The sequence below is a fragment of the Methanolinea mesophila genome (assembly GCF_017873855.1).
Taxonomy (GTDB): Archaea; Halobacteriota; Methanomicrobia; order Methanomicrobiales; family Methanospirillaceae; genus Methanolinea_B; species Methanolinea_B mesophila.
The window spans coordinates 2,075,543-2,090,445 of the sequence record NZ_JAGGKR010000001.1 but is presented as its reverse complement, the minus strand read 5'-3'; the positions used below and the strand labels follow the sequence as shown (position 1 = coordinate 2,090,445).

The 14,903-nt window shown below is 60.9% G+C and carries 15 protein-coding genes; 5 read left to right on the top strand and 10 right to left on the bottom strand.

Features of this window, described 5'->3' with window-relative positions; translation table 11 throughout:
* Nucleotides 1-102 precede the first annotated feature (102 nt).
* The 5 genes from cofG (at nucleotide 103) to J2741_RS09965 (ending at nucleotide 3,157) form a co-directional block, all read left to right on the top strand.
* Nucleotides 103-1,095, top strand: coding sequence for a 7,8-didemethyl-8-hydroxy-5-deazariboflavin synthase subunit CofG (gene cofG, locus J2741_RS09985; protein WP_209675647.1), 993 nt, complete (start codon nucleotides 103-105; stop codon nucleotides 1,093-1,095).
* On the top strand, nucleotides 1,092-1,796 hold the full coding sequence (purC, locus tag J2741_RS09980; RefSeq protein WP_209675113.1) for a phosphoribosylaminoimidazolesuccinocarboxamide synthase: 705 nt from the start codon (nucleotides 1,092-1,094) through the stop codon (nucleotides 1,794-1,796). The genes cofG and purC overlap by 4 nt, the downstream gene beginning before the upstream one ends.
* A 133-nt stretch (nucleotides 1,797-1,929) precedes the next feature.
* On the top strand, nucleotides 1,930-2,175 hold the full coding sequence (gene purS / locus J2741_RS09975) for a phosphoribosylformylglycinamidine synthase subunit PurS (RefSeq protein ID WP_209675112.1): 246 nt from the start codon (nucleotides 1,930-1,932) through the stop codon (nucleotides 2,173-2,175).
* Nucleotides 2,172-2,876 (top strand): phosphoribosylformylglycinamidine synthase I, encoded by a 705-nt coding sequence (gene purQ, locus J2741_RS09970; protein WP_209675111.1) that lies wholly within the window; start codon nucleotides 2,172-2,174, stop codon nucleotides 2,874-2,876. Before purS ends, purQ begins: the two co-directional genes overlap by 4 nt.
* Before the next feature lie 2 nt (nucleotides 2,877-2,878).
* Nucleotides 2,879-3,157 (top strand): ferredoxin-thioredoxin reductase catalytic domain-containing protein, encoded by a 279-nt coding sequence (locus tag J2741_RS09965; RefSeq protein ID WP_209675110.1) that lies wholly within the window; start codon nucleotides 2,879-2,881, stop codon nucleotides 3,155-3,157.
* Between the two features lie 706 nt (nucleotides 3,158-3,863).
* On the opposite strand, the gene J2741_RS09960 is transcribed toward J2741_RS09965, so the two are convergent.
* From J2741_RS09960 to eno, 10 genes are read right to left on the bottom strand one after another with little or no spacing between them, the layout of a single operon-like run.
* The gene (locus J2741_RS09960) at nucleotides 3,864-5,516 is read right to left on the bottom strand and encodes an ABC1 kinase family protein (protein ID WP_209675109.1); all 1,653 of its coding nucleotides are present in this window, start codon (nucleotides 5,514-5,516) and stop codon (nucleotides 3,864-3,866) included.
* Between the two features lie 54 nt (nucleotides 5,517-5,570).
* Nucleotides 5,571-7,259 (bottom strand): glutamate--tRNA ligase, encoded by a 1,689-nt coding sequence (locus tag J2741_RS09955; RefSeq protein ID WP_209675108.1) that lies wholly within the window; start codon nucleotides 7,257-7,259, stop codon nucleotides 5,571-5,573.
* A 2-nt stretch (nucleotides 7,260-7,261) separates the two neighbouring features.
* Nucleotides 7,262-8,224 (bottom strand): polyprenyl synthetase family protein, encoded by a 963-nt coding sequence (locus tag J2741_RS09950; protein ID WP_209675107.1) that lies wholly within the window; start codon nucleotides 8,222-8,224, stop codon nucleotides 7,262-7,264.
* Nucleotides 8,225-8,235: 11 nt separating this feature from the next.
* Nucleotides 8,236-9,573, bottom strand: a complete 1,338-nt coding sequence (locus tag J2741_RS09945) for an RNase J family beta-CASP ribonuclease (protein ID WP_209675106.1) — start codon at nucleotides 9,571-9,573, stop codon at nucleotides 8,236-8,238.
* The gene (gene fni / locus J2741_RS09940; protein ID WP_209675105.1) at nucleotides 9,563-10,654 is read right to left on the bottom strand and encodes a type 2 isopentenyl-diphosphate Delta-isomerase; all 1,092 of its coding nucleotides are present in this window, start codon (nucleotides 10,652-10,654) and stop codon (nucleotides 9,563-9,565) included. The genes J2741_RS09945 and fni overlap by 11 nt, the downstream gene beginning before the upstream one ends.
* Before the next feature lie 2 nt (nucleotides 10,655-10,656).
* Nucleotides 10,657-11,415 carry an isopentenyl phosphate kinase gene (locus J2741_RS09935; RefSeq protein WP_209675104.1) on the bottom strand — a complete coding sequence of 253 codons (759 nt, stop codon included), beginning with the start codon at nucleotides 11,413-11,415 and terminating at the stop codon, nucleotides 10,657-10,659.
* Complete coding sequence (gene mvk, locus J2741_RS09930; RefSeq protein WP_209675103.1) at nucleotides 11,408-12,277, bottom strand: mevalonate kinase; 870 nt, start codon at nucleotides 12,275-12,277, stop codon at nucleotides 11,408-11,410. Before mvk ends, J2741_RS09935 begins: the two co-directional genes overlap by 8 nt.
* A complete protein-coding gene (gene amrB, locus J2741_RS09925) occupies nucleotides 12,278-13,066 on the bottom strand; it encodes an AmmeMemoRadiSam system protein B (protein ID WP_209675102.1) in 789 nt (262 codons plus the stop codon).
* A 30-nt stretch (nucleotides 13,067-13,096) separates the two neighbouring features.
* A complete protein-coding gene (gene rpsB, locus J2741_RS09920) occupies nucleotides 13,097-13,708 on the bottom strand; it encodes a 30S ribosomal protein S2 (RefSeq protein ID WP_209675101.1) in 612 nt (203 codons plus the stop codon).
* Entirely contained in the window at nucleotides 13,705-14,901 is a 1,197-nt protein-coding gene (gene eno / locus J2741_RS09915) for a phosphopyruvate hydratase (protein ID WP_209675100.1), read from the bottom strand. The genes rpsB and eno overlap by 4 nt, the downstream gene beginning before the upstream one ends.
* Between the last annotated feature and the right edge of the window lie 2 nt (nucleotides 14,902-14,903).

Sequence of the window (14,903 nt, the reverse complement as noted above, 5' to 3'; positions counted from 1 at the left end):
GTTGGAGACGATGGTTCAAAAAAGCATCGTAATGCGCATTCGGGAACTCAGAAATCCGCATTCGGGGCAATTATTAGGGATCAGGTGCATGATATGGTAACCATGCCGTCCCGGGAAATCACCTTCTCGAAGAACGTCTTTCTCCCCCTGACCACCGTGTGCCACAACCGGTGCGGGTACTGCTGCTTCCGCACCCCGGTCGACGGGGAATGCATCCTTCGTCCTGCGGAGGTTGAGCACACCCTGGCCCGGGGGGCGACGCTCGGCTGTACCGAGGCGCTCTTCACCTTCGGGGAGCGGCCGGGGCTCGAGACGGGGTTCACCGCGAGGCTCCGCGAGACCACCGGTTTTTCCGATATCCTCGAGTATTGCGAGCACCTCTGCAACAGGAGCATTGCCGCCGGTCTCCTCCCTCATACCAACGCCGGCATCCTCACCTACCAGGAGATGGACCGGCTGCGGCAGGTCAACGCGAGCATGGGCCTGATGCTCGAGACCACCGCACGGGTCCCGGCACATATAAACTCGGCAGGAAAGGACCCGGAAGTACGGGTCCGGATGATGGAAGAGGCGGGGATGCTCCGGATCCCGTTCACCACCGGGCTCCTGCTCGGGATCGGGGAGACCAGGGCCGACCGCGTGGAGTCGCTCGAGGTGATCCGGGACCTTTCCCGGCGTTACGGGCATATCCAGGAGGTCATCATCCAGAACTTCTGCCCGAAGGCTGGCACCCCCATGGCGGGGGTCCGGGGGGTGGGGCCGGATGAGATCTGCGAAACGATCCGGCTGGCCCGGGATATTCTCCCTGACGAAGTGGCGGTCCAGATCCCCCCGAACCTCGCGGACGCGTCCCGGCTGATCGACTGCGGGGTGGACGACCTCGGCGGAGTCTCCCCCCTGACCATCGATTACGTCAACCCCGGACACCCGTGGCCGGAGCTCGACCAACTACAGACCATTGTCGGCGATGCAGTCCTGAAAGAACGGCTTTGCATCTACCCCCGCTACATCGAGAAGGGATGGTACCCGCCGGTGCTGGAACCCCTTATAAGGAAACTTGCCCAACAGATAATGGGAAAGGAGAGGACCGCGTGAAACAGGGAGAGCTGCTCTACTCCGGAAAAGCCAAATCGGTGTACCTGACCGACGAGGACGACGTACTGCTGGTAAAATTCAGGGACGACATCACCGCGTTCGACGGGGGAAAGAAAGAGGTGCTCTCCGAGAAGGGGGCGTTCAACGCCCGGGTTTCGGAGTACCTGTTCCGCTATCTCGAGCGCCACCATGTGAAGACCCACCTTATCGGCATGATGGACCGGTCGACCATGCTCGTCCGGAGGCTGGAGATGATCCCCCTCGAGGTCATCGTGCGGAACGTCGCCGCAGGGTCAATGGCACGGAACTATCCCATAAAGGAGGGTACCCCCCTCGACCCTCCCGTTATCGTGATCGACCTCAAGGACGACGCCCGCCACGACCCCATGCTGAACGACGACCTTATCTTCGCCCTGGGACTCTCGACCCCGGAGGAGCTCGCGACCATAAAGCGTGAGGCGTTGCGGGTAAACTCGGTCCTCGCCGCACTCTTCGACTCGCTGGGGATCACCCTGGTGGACTTCAAGATCGAGTTCGGGAGAGGAAAAGACGGGGTCTACCTGGGGGACGAGATCAGCATGGACTCCATGCGGCTCTGGGACAAGAAGACCGGAGAGTCCCTGGACAAGGACGTATTCCGTTTCGGCAAGGGGGACGTGATGGAGGTCTATCGCCGGGTGAGCGAGAGGATCCTCTCGTAACCTCCCGGGCGATCGTCCGACGTATATGCTATGAAGGTGAATGTGATCGTGTGCAGGACGGACCTCTGCGGCCCGGACCCACGCGTGGCAGGATGAACATGCCGATCACGTTCACGGAAAGGAGGAACATTCGATGCACTACCAGGCAAAAATTACCATAGCCCTCAAGGAAGGGATGCTCGACCCCGAAGCCCGGGCGATTCAGCACGCCCTTGCCAACCTTGGATACAAGACCGACACCCTGACCTCGGCGAAACTCTTCTTCATCGGGTTCGAGGCGAAGGATGTACAAGAGGCCGAAGCGATGGCAGCCAAGATGTGCGAACGGCTGCTCGCAAACCCGGTGATACACCAGTACACCATCGAGGTCAGCGGATGAAATTCGCCGTCATCCAGTTCGGGGGGAGCAACTGCGACCGTGACGCCGAGTACGTGCTCTCCGAGATCTGCGGGGTGGACACCGACCTGGTATGGTTCAAATCGAGGCTCGACCCCTCCTACGACGCGGTGATCATCCCCGGCGGGTTCTCCTACGGGGACTACCTCCGGGCGGGGGCGATCGCCGCCCGGACCCCGGTGATGGCGGATATCGTCCGGCACGCGGAGAAAGGGAAACTCGTCCTCGGGATCTGCAACGGCGCCCAGATCCTCGACGAGAGCGGGCTCATCCCGGGGATGTTCACCATCAACGCCTATCCCAAGTTCATCTGCAGGCCGGTGCACCTGAGGGTGGAGACCACGGACTCGCCGTTCACCTCGCTCTACCGGAAGGGAGAGGTCGTCGGGATCCCCATCGCCCACAAGGAGGGGAGGTACGTGGCACCCGAGCAGATCTGCAGGGATCTTGAACGGGACGACCGGATCACGTTCCGGTTCTGCACCCCTGACGGCGAGGTCACCCCGGAGAGCAACCCGAACGGGTCCGCGGGCAATATCACCGGGATCCTCTCCGGGAAGAGGAACGTGATGGCCATGATGCCCCACCCCGAGCGGGCGTCCGAAGAGATCCTCGGCTCAAAGGACGGGGAGAAGATATTCCTCTCCATGATACGGCATATCGAGCGGAACGAGGCGAAGTGAGCATGAGCGAGGACGAGAAGGAGATCGAGATACTGGAATGGGCCAGGAACTATGCGGAAAAGCACCACCTGGCCTTAAACCCCGACCAGAAACGACTGAATATCGTGGTCAAGGGCCTGGCAAGGAACGAGGCGAAGTTCGGGGAGCGCTACTGCCCCTGCCGGCTGCGGAGCGGGGACAAGGAGAAGGACAAGGCCATTGTCTGCCCCTGTGTCTTCCACGAGGAAGAGATCGAGCAGGAAGGCAGTTGCCACTGTAACCTCTATTACAGGAAGGAATAACTGGGGGAGAGCGAAGGGTTTTCTCCGTCTGTGTATTCCTGCTTCCCGTCAGATTTTTCAGATTTTCCACGCATGCAGTCCCGGCCTTTTTTTGCCCATGTGAGTTGAATCATTGGGACTGCATCCAATAAGGCCCGTTTCAACAGAAGCATTAAATGACTGGAGATGTATCTGGAAGGAGGACGTCCCCAGATCTCCGGAAAATCACAAAGGAGGATGAAGGAACAAATTTCTCCGGGGGTCGAAACCGATGACAGGCAAAAGCCCCGTTCCCTTGGGACATTCCTACCCTTCGGGATCTAAATATTTCTCAATATTATTCATCGATAGTTACGATATTATGAATTAAATATATATATTTCCTCTGTCATCACTGAAAGGAACGGCGGTGGATATACGTGATGAGAATATTAAGATGCGAACAGTGCGAAAAACCCTGCATGCTGACAAAACTCGACGGTGCTGAAATTCATTTCTGCCCGGTCAGCGGAAAAGCGGCAGAATGGAGACAAGTGAACAAGGGTACCCCTGTAGAATGTTCTTTCCCCGTGGACCACTGATTGCTGCCGACAAGTGCAAGGGATTATTCCTGTTGATTTTCCTTTAAATGCGACAGAGCAAGGTCCATTCACGAAAGCTCCCGGGCGACGATGAGTCTGACAACGGTATTTCCTGCTTTTCCCCGGCTGATTCGTGCTCTTTGCCTTTATTTCCTCTGCCTTCCCACGGCGAAAAGCACGTGATACACCGCGTAGAACCCGATGATGATCGCGGCGATGTAGGTGAGCGAGGAGAGGAGAACCACAATGTCCGGGACGATTAGATTTGTCGCGGCCTGGAGGATATAGGACGACCCTACGAGCATCCCGGCGATGATAAGCCCGATAAGGATCTTGTCGCTTGTGCGCTCCAGCGAGTCCTGGAGGTGAAGGAACTCGTGCTCGATATCGAGCTTTATCGCCCCGGTGGCGAGCTGCTTTACCATCATGTTGAGGCTTCGCGGGGTATCGAGGAGCCCGTCGATAGCCTCGACCACCGATCCGGTGCCCCTCTTGAACAGGTAGTCCATGATGGAGGACCTCCGGGAGAGCTGGCCCATGAAGGCCTGGGTGTGGGTGAGGAAATCGAACTTCGGGTCGAGCGTCACGCCCACGTCCAGGACCATGATGATCACCTTCAGCATCAGCATAAGGTTGCTCGGAACCACGATCTGGTATTTGCGCAGGATATCAGTCAGGCCGTTGGCCATCCCCGAGAAACTGTACTGCCCGATGGTGGTCCCTTCCGAGTCCAGCATGGCCACGTAGAGGTCGTCACGGAGATCTTCCCTGTATTCCTCCGGGATTATCACCCCGAGCGACTCGAGGGACTTGACCAGCATGGTGGGGTTCTTCTCCACCATGCTGTTGATCACCCCGATGAACCAGATCCTCCGCTCCGGGCGGATGATGCCAACGATGCCGAAATCTAAAAAGACCAGTTCGCCATCGCGGGTCACCAGGAGGTTTCCGGGGTGGGGGTCGCCGTGGAAGAACCCGTCCTCGAAGATCTGGGTCATATAGGCATTAAACCCGTGCTCAGCGATCTTCCACCGGGATACCCCGAACTCCGCGATCTTCTCCAGGTCGTCCACCCGGACACCGTCGATGAACTCCATTACCAGGAGCTCGGGGGTGCTGTATTCCCAGTATACGAAGGGGACCCTGACACCCTCGACCTCCCGCATGTTCTTCCGGAGGCGGTCGGCGTTCTTCCCGTCAAGAACGAAATCGAGTTCTTTTCGTATCTGCACCGCGAATTCCCCGACGAGGCCTTCGGGGTTGTAGACCTTCCACTCGGGGAAGGCGGATCCCGACCGCCGGGCGGCATTTTCCAGGATTACCAGGTCGGTCTCTATGATGTCCTGGATCCCCGGCCGACGGACCTTGAGGACTACCTCGGTGCCGTCCTGCAGCCTCGCCCTGTGGACCTGGGCGATTGAAGCAGAAGCGAGAGGCGTCTCGTCGATCCAGGAGAACGCCCCGCACCCCTGGGGACATTGCGCCTCGATCACAGGCCGGATCGTCTCGAACGGGAGGGGGTTGGTGTGGTCCTGGAGTTTCTTCAGCTCTTTGATAAGGCCGGGGGGAAGGAGGTCCTGCCGGGTGGAGAGGATCTGCCCGAACTTGATGTAGGTGGGGCCGAGTTCCTCGATCGCCAGGCGTGCCCGGGCATACTCGCTCGAGACCGTCTCCACCGGGCACTTCCTGCACCTCCGGAACCGGTGCACTCCGGGAAACAGCCGCTGGACGAAGATCCCGTACTCGTATTTGAAAAGAATGTCCGCGATCTGCCAGTAGCGACGGAACTTGGTAACCATGACGATGCCACCCGGACCCGGGAAGTGCCCCGGGGAGATTGTATGCCCTTTACACTACTTGTGAGTGAAATAGGCTATAATACCTTCCCGGGAAACCGTGTCGATCCTCGCAAAACAGGTCCGCTCGAACTGGACCACCTTCCCTTCCTCCATGGCGGCCCCCGGTTCGCAGTATCCCTTCTGCTCCCCTTCCTGGGTCACCAGGGTGCAGGGCACCGCTTCTTCCGGGGGGAGCCACTGGATGATTGGGGCCTTCTCCGACCGTGCATCCGCAAGCGAGTCGCCCTTGTAAGTAAGGACTCGTCCTTCGGTGGTCCATTCGACCCCGATGTTGAAGAGGTCCTTCAAACGGAGCATCTTCACCCCGGGCGCGAGTTCTGCCTCGGGGAGCAGCGCTTCCCCGGTGAAATGGAGCGTCCTCTGCCCCTGGGTGGGGTCGCCGGGGTGGAGAAGGGCATGGGCGGTGTGCGGGGGAGCCTCCCTGATGGAAAAGAGGACCGCCCGGGGCACGAAGAAGTAGCGGTGGGCCACCGGGTCGACCAGTTCGCGGTTCCTGGCGTAGAGGTTGTCCCAGGAGAACGAAATGTCGGTCTCCCCGCTCCCGATATCAAGCATCGCCTGGCGCACCGCGTCCTTCGTGATACCCCTGCGGGCGAGGGCCCGGAGCGTCCCCAGCCGGATGTCGTCCCATCCCTGGTAGACTCCGGCACGGATCCCTTCCCGCATCTGGGAAGTGGAGAGGACTACGCCCTCGATCCCCATCCTCCCGTAATGCCGGTAGACAGGAGGCGTCCACCCGAAATACTCGAAGATGAACCGCTGCCTCCGTGTATTGGCGATGTGGTCCTTGCCCCTGATCACGTGGGTCACCCCGAGGAGGTGGTCGTCGACCGTCACCGAGAAGTTCATCAGGGGGTATACGAGGGCCTCCTTCCGGGGGTGGGGAGGCGAATTGAGAATGCGGAATGCGGGGAAGTCCCGCATCGCGGGATCCGGGTGGGCGAGGTCGGTCTTTACCCGGACCGACGCGGCTCCTTCGTAGAACTCCCCGGCGAGCATCTTATCGAAGAGTTCAAGGTTTTCCTCCACGGAGAGCGCCCTGCAGGGGCATGCGGTCTTTTTGAGCTTCAGTTCCTTGAACTGCTCGTTCTCGCAGGTACAGACGTAGGCCCCGCCGAGTGAGATGAGCTGCCTCCCCAGGTCGTAATACAGGTCGAACCGGTCGCTCTGGTAGACGATATCGGTGATCCCGAGCCCGAGCCATTCGATGTCCTCCTGCACCATCCGGTAGGCGTCCGTATCGACCCTCTTCGGGTCGGTATCCTCGATCCGGAGGATGTACCTCCCCCCGTAGCGCTTCACGTACTCGTCATTCAGCACCGCCGCGCGGGCGTGGCCGAGATGGAGGGGACCGCTGGGGTTGGGGGCGAACCGCATCACTACACCCTGTTCCGCGCCTTCGAGCGCGGGGAGCTCCTTGATGTGTTCCCGGGTTTTCGAGAGGTCTTCCAGGAGGTCCGGGGCGATCTCCCGGAGCCGGTCCATCCTCTCTTCCGGAGAAAGGGCCTGGACCTCCGAGAGGGTCTCCCGGATCAGTCCGGACAGCTCCTTCGCCCGGGGCCGGAGCTCGGGGTGGCGGCTCATGACCGCCCCCATCACCGCACCCGCCTGGGGCACGCTCCCGTGCCGCACCGCGTTCTGGAGCGCGAAAGAGAGAAGAATCCGATGGAGGTCCCCTTCCATGGTCAGTAACTCCGGGTGATGAAGTGCGAACCCATGGAGAGGAGGAGCTGTTTCTCGGGCGAATCCGGAAGGATCCCGATCCGGGTGATCCCGGAGTCCACGAGGTCCCGGGAGATCGCCTGCACCTCGTCGATCACTCCCTCCTTCCGGAGCAGGGCGATGACCTCATCGATCTCCTCCGGGGTAAGTTCCTTACGGTAGGGAGAGAGGTCGATCCCCTTCTCCCTCGCCTTGATGTTGATCAGCGTCTGTTTTCCTTCCCGGAGGTCGGAGGCCTGGTCTTTGCCGCTGATCTCCTTGCTCGCCATGAGATCGATGATATCGTCCTGGACCTGGAATGCCATCCCGATACCGTACCCGTAGTGGTAGAGGGCATCGATGTAGGTGGGCTTTCCACCGGCAAGGATCCCTCCGATCCCCGCCGCGGCGGCGTAGAGTGCGCCCGTCTTCTTCCCCACCATGGTCATGTATTCACCCTCCGACACGTCGTCGCGGGTCTCGAAGGACATGTCCATGTGCTGTCCTTCGCAGATGTCGATGCAGGTCCGGGCAAGCATCGAGACCGCCCGCACCTTGGCGTTCTCCGGGGCGTCGGCCAGGCAGAGAAACTCGAATGCACTGGCAAACAGGACATCCCCGGCCAGGATGGCGGTGGGTTCGTCCCATACCGTGTGCACCGTGGGTACTCCACGGCGGACGGTATCCTCGTCCATGATGTCGTCATGGATCAGGGTGAAGCTGTGGGTCAGTTCCAGGGAGATCGCGGCAGGCATGACATCGATGCTGCTGCCCTTCACGCACGCATCGGCCGCAAGCAGGAGCATCGCGGGCCGGAGCCGTTTTCCTCCGGCCATCAGCAGGTGCGCACTCGCTTTTCCCAAGTCGTCGCATGTGTCCCCGAAATAGCGGTTGATCATCTTGTCAACCTGCAGCGCGGTCTTCTCCAGATACTCTTTCAGCTCCATTGCCTGATTCCTCACTTCAGTTTTACGCGTTGCCCGTTTGATAGTACATGTACGTCGTTATGCAGGGTGTACCCGATCTCCCCGGTGAACTCCGCATACCCCGAGGTCATCCTGATGTGCCCGTGGGCAGGGATGATGTGCTGGGGGTTTAACAGGTGGATGAACTCGTAGTGGTCCTCCCGGTAGGCGTGCCCGGTGACGTGGAGGTCGGGAAGGATCCTGGCCCCCGCCATTCCGAGATGGGCCTCGATCATGTACCGCTGGCCGTAGTTCATGGGGTTTGGGATCACCTTCGCCGAGAAGATGACCTTGTCCCCTTTGTCCACCTTATAGGGGGTATCCCCGAGCGCGATCCTGGTGAGGATCGAGCCCGGTTCGCCCTGGTGGCCGGTGATAATAGGGACGAACTTGTCCTTCCCCATCTTCATCATCCGGCGGAGCGTCCGGTCCACGGTCCTCCGGTTACCGAACATGCTCATGGTCTCCGGGAAGCCGACCAGTTTCATCTGCTCCGCGGTGGAACTGTAACGTTCCATCGAACGGCCGAGCAGCACCGGCTTTCGCCCTATCTCGTGGGCGCACTCGGCGATGGTCTTCACCCTGGCGATGTGGGACGAAAACGTGCTCACCATGATGGCGCTTTTATCGTCCTCGTAACTGGTTATAGTGTCCCGCACCAGGTCCCGGGCAATACGTTCGCTCGGGGCCCTCCCGCGGTTGTCGATGTAGGTACTCTCCACGATCAGCGCGAGTACGCCTTCTTTTCCGATCTGGCGCAGGCGGGCGAAATCCGGCGGCTCACCTATCACCGGGGTCCGGTCCAGCTTGTAGTCGCAGGCATACACGATCGCCCCGTGGGGGGTGTGAAGGACCACCGTCACCGTGTCGATGATGGAGTGCTGCATTCGCACGAACTCCAGGGAGAGGTGCTGCGAGAGCGTGTAGCGCTGCCCTGACTTGAGTGCGAAGAGCTTGTTGTTCACCCCGAACTTCTGCTCCCCGGCGATCTGCTGCCTGATCAGCTCCGTCGTATAGGGGGTGCTGATAATGGGGGCGTTGTACCGGTGGGCCAGTTTCGGGATCGCTCCGATATGGTCCAGGTGCCCGTGGGAGCAGACGATAGCCTTTACCGTCCCTTCCACGGTGTTCATCAGCGTGTCATCGGGGATCGCCTTCATCTGGATCAGGTCCAGCGAGTGAAGGTTCTCCACCTCCGCCTCTTCGTGGATCATGACCTGATCCAGGCGGAGTCCCATATCCAAAATAACAATTTCTTTGCCGCAGCGGACGGCAGTCATATTTCTCCCGACTTCGTCATAGCCGCCCACCGCAATTATTTCAATATCCATGATATTCCTCCGAAATGGATTCGAGCATCTCCCGGGTAGCCCCGGTGATGGTCGCTTTGGTAGTTCTCAGGTCGGACAGAGTGCCTGAGCCGGTTAAGAACATGGCCACCCTCAGTTCCTGCAGAAATGCCTCGATAGTTTTATTTAACGATTCATCGCCTTCAAGCGCCGGTTTTAAAAGCGGGAGGGCCATCCCGCAGAGGTCGGCGCCGAGTACGATCGCCCGGGCCATATCCAGCCCCGAGCGGATCCCTCCCGTAGCGATCACCGGGCCACCGGCCCGGTTTACCTCACAGATACTCACGACCGTAGGGATGCCCCAGTCACGGAACGTCTCGCCCATGGAGGCCAGGCCGGAATGTTCCTCCTTCCGGCTCTCCCGGGCCCGGACACCCTCTATGGCCTGCCAGGAGGTCCCTCCGGAGCCTCCCACGTCGATCGCCGCACACCCGATACCGAAACAGCGGCGGGCTGTGGGGGCCGAGATCCCGCTCCCGGTCTCCTTCACGATCACCGGGGTGGAAAACCCGCTGCACAGGTCTGCGAGCGCTCCGAAACATCCTGTGGCATTGTGGTCGCCTTCGGGCTGGAGGGCTTCCTGAAGGAAGTTGAGGTGGATGGCGAGGGCATCCGCATCGATCATCTCCACCGCCCGCTCGGCCCATTCTGTCCCGTGGTCACGGAGCTGGACGATCCCCAGGTTTGCCACGATGAACGAGTCCGGCGCCTCTTCCCTGACCACGGAGTAGGTATCTTCCAGTTCCGGGTTTTCCAGCGCCGCCCTCTGGGACCCGACACCCATGCCGATCCCGAAGTGCCGGGCCGCCCGTGCCAGGGTCCGGTTTACCTCCCTGGTATCGGGGTGCCCGCCCGTCATCGCTGCGATGAACAGGGGGGACGAGAACTCGTGTCCGAGGAACCGGACGCCCGTCCTGATCTCCGCCATATTACAGTCAGGGAGGGCCTCGTGGAGCAGCCGGACATCGGAAAAACCCGGGTCTCCCTGCTCTACGTCCGACTCGAGACAGATCCTGATATGGTCCAGTTTCCGGCCGGAGGTGAATCTTTTCTTGTCTCCCATCGTTAGTCCCTTCCCTTCACTACAGTCCCCCCGTGGGGCCTTCCGTCGAGGAAGTCCGAAAGCCGGGAGACATGAAATATCTCCGAGGTCCTGCCCGTCCGAGCAAGGTCCATCAGTTCTTCCACCTTCCCCCTCATCCCTCCGGTCACGTCCGTGTGACCGGAAGAACCGATGGAGGAAGGATCGAACTTTCCGGGAACAATCGAGGGTATCACCCGGTCCCCCTCGAGGATCCCCGGCACGTCGGTCGCCAGACCTATACGGTCCGGTGCCAGGTTCTTTGCCAGGTACTGCACCAGCTGGTCGCCCGATACGATACAGGCCCCCCTGGTGCAGTCCATCACCACGTCGCCGTGCAGGACCGGGACGATCCCGAGACCGACCATCCCGGCGATATGCCGGTGCTCGTAGGATCGGATTCGTCCGTTGTCCGCCAGGCATCCCTGCAGCGGGGAGATCCCCACTGCGTCCACGCCCGCCTCCCGCAGGCGTTTCACTATCTCCCGGTTCAGGGCGAGGACCGCGTGATGGGTGATGGCAATACCTTCGCGGTTGCTCCGGTCCACCCCTCCGGCGATCCCGTAGGCTTTCGCCTCCGGGTGTCCGCAGGACCCTGCCCCGTGTACCAGCAGGTACTCCTTCTCGGGCCGTTTCCCTATCTCCCGGGCTATGGAGAGGACACGGCCTTCATCGATGGCACCGGCTCTTCCCTTCTCGGTGACGACGCTCCCGCCGAGCTTGAGGAGGATCCGTTCAGACATCTTTTTCCTTTCTTACCCCGTCGGTATCGAGGGTAGTGATAATGGCCCGCGCATCGCAGGCCTCGATTGCTCCCGCAACCCTGCTTTTCAGGTGTTTCGGGCAGAGGGCGACCATACACCCGCCGCCACCTGCGCCGGTAATCTTTGCCCCGTAGGCGCCCGCAGCCCTGGACGCGAGGACGAGCCGGGATATCGCGGGGTGTCCGACCCCGAGCACCTCAAGGAGGGCATGGTTCATGTTCATCAGTCTCCCGAGGGAGTTCGGGTCGGTCATATGGTGCATGGCCGTCATGGTGAGGGCCCCGATTGCGTCCAGGACCGGATTGCAGATACCCGGGCTCTTCGCCTTCAGGTCCGCGACCTTCTCCACCATCTTGCTGGTATTGTGGGAGACCATGCTGTTGCCGATCACCATCTGGAAATTATGGGGAGCAAGCCGCCTCCGGGAGGTGCCGGTGATCAGCACGATCCCCCCGAACGTGGAGACCGAGGTGTCGGTGGGGCTGGCCCGCCCCTTCTGCACCTTTTTCTCGATGGCGAATGCCATGTCCGCGATCTCCTCCAGCGAATTCTTCTTCCCGAACTCGTCGTTTATTGCAGCCAGGGTGGCGACGGTAACGGCCGCCGAGGACCCGAGCCCGGAGGAACTGGGGAGCTGGGAGTTGACATACACGCTTCCCCGCACCCCCATCTCGTCGAAACAACTCTCGATGTAGGGAGATTTTGCATGGTGGGCGACCCTGCTCCGGCGCACCGTGACGAACACCCGGGGGCGGATCGCCATGGCGATCCCCGGTTTCCCGTAGACTACCCCGTGTTCGCCGAACAGGAATACTTTCCCCGGTGCGCTCCAGGTCGCCACCTATATCACCGCGATGGCCGCATACCCCACGACCGTGGGGTCCCCGGTGACGTCGCCGCTGGTCCCGTACCGGATCAGGCGTCCCATAGAAGCCCCAAGCCCCCGGCATACGTGGCACATGGTCGCGATGGGCCCGTACCCGCATGCGCTCACCCCGCGGGATGCTATCCGGCGGTAGAACTCCGGGACGTCCAGGGTGGTGAGCGCCTCTATCGCGTAGAGGTCCTGCTCCCTCGCCTGCGTTTCGGGAACGTAGTGGGAAAAGTCGCTGGACGCGACGATCCTGACCTCCCTTCCTGTCCGTTTCACTGCCTCGAGGATTATCCCGGCAAGTTCTTCGGCATGGGACGGGTCCTGGTCGCCCATCATGATGGGGACCACCCGTGCCCGGGGGAACCGGAACTTGATGAACGGCATCTGCACCTCGAGCGAGTTTTCGGGTTCCTGGTGGGAGACCTCGTCCTGCACGAGGTCGAGGGCCTCCGAAAACCCGGGGTCGTTATCGAGGATCCCGAGAGGAGTCTCCCAGGGGACCCGGGACACGGAGGTCCGGTATCCCCGGTGACTCGGGCCCACCACCACGATTGTACCGGAAAAATCCGGATCGATGGCGCTGAATGCCCAGGCGGCGACTTCCCCGGAGTAAGGGTAGCCCGCGTGGGGGGATACGACCCCCAGGGCTTTCACTCCCGGCTCCTTGCCCCGGAAATACTTCTCCAGCAGCTGTTCGAGATGGCTGGGATCCCTCGGGTACCACGTGCCGGCGAGCATGCTTGCACGTATCTTCATCCGGTAAACCCTCGTTTTCTGGGGTTATTATTATAACTCGGTCTCGAAGTCTTCCTGGGTGAGGGAGGTGGATATGCCACGAAGGTGCAGGATCTCCCTGGTCAGCAGGAAGTAGATCATGGAGAGTGCCTTTCGTCCCTTGTTGTTGGTGGGTATCACCAGGTCGACGAAACTGGTCATGTTATTGGTGTCGCAGAGGGCCACGATGGGGATCCCCGACTGGACCGCTTCCTTGACCGCCTGCGAGTCGCCGATCGGGTCGGTCACGACGAGGACCTCGGGCTCCAGGTATCCGTTCAGGTTCTGGTTGGTGAGCATCCCGGGGATGAACCGGCCGGTTGCGGCGATGCCGCCCACGGTCTCCGCGAACTTCTTGGCCGGGTACTGGCCGTACTGGCGTGAGGTCACCACGAGGATCTTACCGGGCTCAAACTGGGCGAGGAACTTGGCGGCGGTCTTGATCCGCTCGTCGGTCTCCCTGATGTCCAGGATGTAGAGGCCGTCGCCCCTTACCCGGTAGATAAATCTCTTCATGTCCTTGCTCTTCTGCTGGGTGCCGATATGCACTCCGGCGGCGAGGTATTCCTCGACCGGGACCAGCGGCTCTTTCAGTTCAATTTCCATCTCTGTTGCTTCTGTCATTCTATCAGTTCCTCTATACGTATGAGTTCATTCAGTTTGGCCGTCCTTTCTCCTCCGACTATCCCGGTCTTGAGGAACACGCACCCGAACGCGGTCGCAAGGTGCGCGATGGTGGCATCGGTGGTCTCTCCCGAGCGGTGGCTCATCACCGTGTCCATCCCGTGGGTATGGGCGAGGTGAATGGCCTCGAACGTCTCGGTGAGGGTTCCCACCTGGTTGGGTTTTATCAGAGCGCAGTTCGTGGAGCCCTGTTCCAGTCCCTGGATTATCCGCGACACGTCGGTCACGTACAGGTCGTCCCCGCACACCAGGCACCGGTCTCCCACCTGTTCGGTGAGGTCGGCGAACCCTGCAAAGTCCTCTTCCTGGAGCGGGTCTTCCACGTATATCAGGTTGTACCGGTCGACGAGTTCGGCGATATACGCGACCTGCCCCTCGGTGTCGAGGGTCCTCGCCCGGTAACGGTACTTCTGTTCTCCTTCGTTCCACATCTGGCTCGCAGCGACGTCGACGCCCATGGAGATGGAGATCCCCATCTTGTCGGACACGATGCCGATCGCCTCGGTTACCGTCTCGAAGGCCTCCTGGTCCTCGATGTGCGGTGCCCAGGCCCCTTCGTCTCCCTTGCCCGAGGACTTGCCCTTCTTTTTTAAGAGGTCCTTTACGGTCTTGTGTACCGCAGCATTCGCGAACACTCCCTCTTCAGGGCCTGACGCCCCGGTGGGGACGATCAGGAATTCCTGGATCTCGGTGGCCCCTTCGGCATGGGCTCCTCCCCCGATCACGTTCCCCAGGGGGAGCGGCAGTTCCGGCACGAACGCCCCGCCCAGGTAATGGAACAGTTCCATTCCCAGGGAGGATGCGGCCGCCTTCGAATTGGCCAGGGAGAGCGCTACCGCCACGTTGGCCCCTATGACGGAGAAGTCCCGGGTCCCGTCGATCTCCCGGAGGAGTGCGTCGAAACCCACCTGGTTCCTGGTGTCCTCCCCGATCAGCCGGGAGATGAGGTTCTCCTTCGCGTACTCCACCGCTGCCCGTGGGTCCAGGACTTTCGCCTCGTGGGCCCCGGTGCTGGCGCCGCTCGGTGCAGCGGCCCTTCCGAAGCCGCTGTCGGTATAGATGTCCGCCTCGACGGTGGGGTTCCCTCTGCTGTCCAGTATGGTCCGGAGCTCAATCTCGCAGATGGTGGTCATGC

Excerpts from the sequence above, each read along its gene's own strand:
- cofG (WP_209675647.1), top strand. The coding sequence starts at position 103 with ATGCCGTCCCGGGAAATCACCTTCTCGAAGAACGTCTTTCTCCCCCTG.
- purS (WP_209675112.1), top strand. The coding sequence starts at position 1,930 with ATGCACTACCAGGCAAAAATTACCATAGCCCTCAAGGAAGGGATGCTC.
- purQ (WP_209675111.1), top strand. The coding sequence starts at position 2,172 with ATGAAATTCGCCGTCATCCAGTTCGGGGGGAGCAACTGCGACCGTGAC.
- J2741_RS09965 (WP_209675110.1), top strand. The coding sequence starts at position 2,879 with ATGAGCGAGGACGAGAAGGAGATCGAGATACTGGAATGGGCCAGGAAC.
- J2741_RS09960 (WP_209675109.1), bottom strand. The coding sequence starts at position 5,516 with ATGGTTACCAAGTTCCGTCGCTACTGGCAGATCGCGGACATTCTTTTC.
- J2741_RS09955 (WP_209675108.1), bottom strand. The coding sequence starts at position 7,259 with ATGGAAGGGGACCTCCATCGGATTCTTCTCTCTTTCGCGCTCCAGAAC.
- J2741_RS09950 (WP_209675107.1), bottom strand. The coding sequence starts at position 8,224 with ATGGAGCTGAAAGAGTATCTGGAGAAGACCGCGCTGCAGGTTGACAAG.
- J2741_RS09945 (WP_209675106.1), bottom strand. The coding sequence starts at position 9,573 with ATGGATATTGAAATAATTGCGGTGGGCGGCTATGACGAAGTCGGGAGA.
- fni (WP_209675105.1), bottom strand. The coding sequence starts at position 10,654 with ATGGGAGACAAGAAAAGATTCACCTCCGGCCGGAAACTGGACCATATC.
- J2741_RS09935 (WP_209675104.1), bottom strand. The coding sequence starts at position 11,415 with ATGTCTGAACGGATCCTCCTCAAGCTCGGCGGGAGCGTCGTCACCGAG.
- amrB (WP_209675102.1), bottom strand. The coding sequence starts at position 13,066 with ATGAAGATACGTGCAAGCATGCTCGCCGGCACGTGGTACCCGAGGGAT.
- rpsB (WP_209675101.1), bottom strand. The coding sequence starts at position 13,708 with ATGACAGAAGCAACAGAGATGGAAATTGAACTGAAAGAGCCGCTGGTC.
- eno (WP_209675100.1), bottom strand. The coding sequence starts at position 14,901 with ATGACCACCATCTGCGAGATTGAGCTCCGGACCATACTGGACAGCAGA.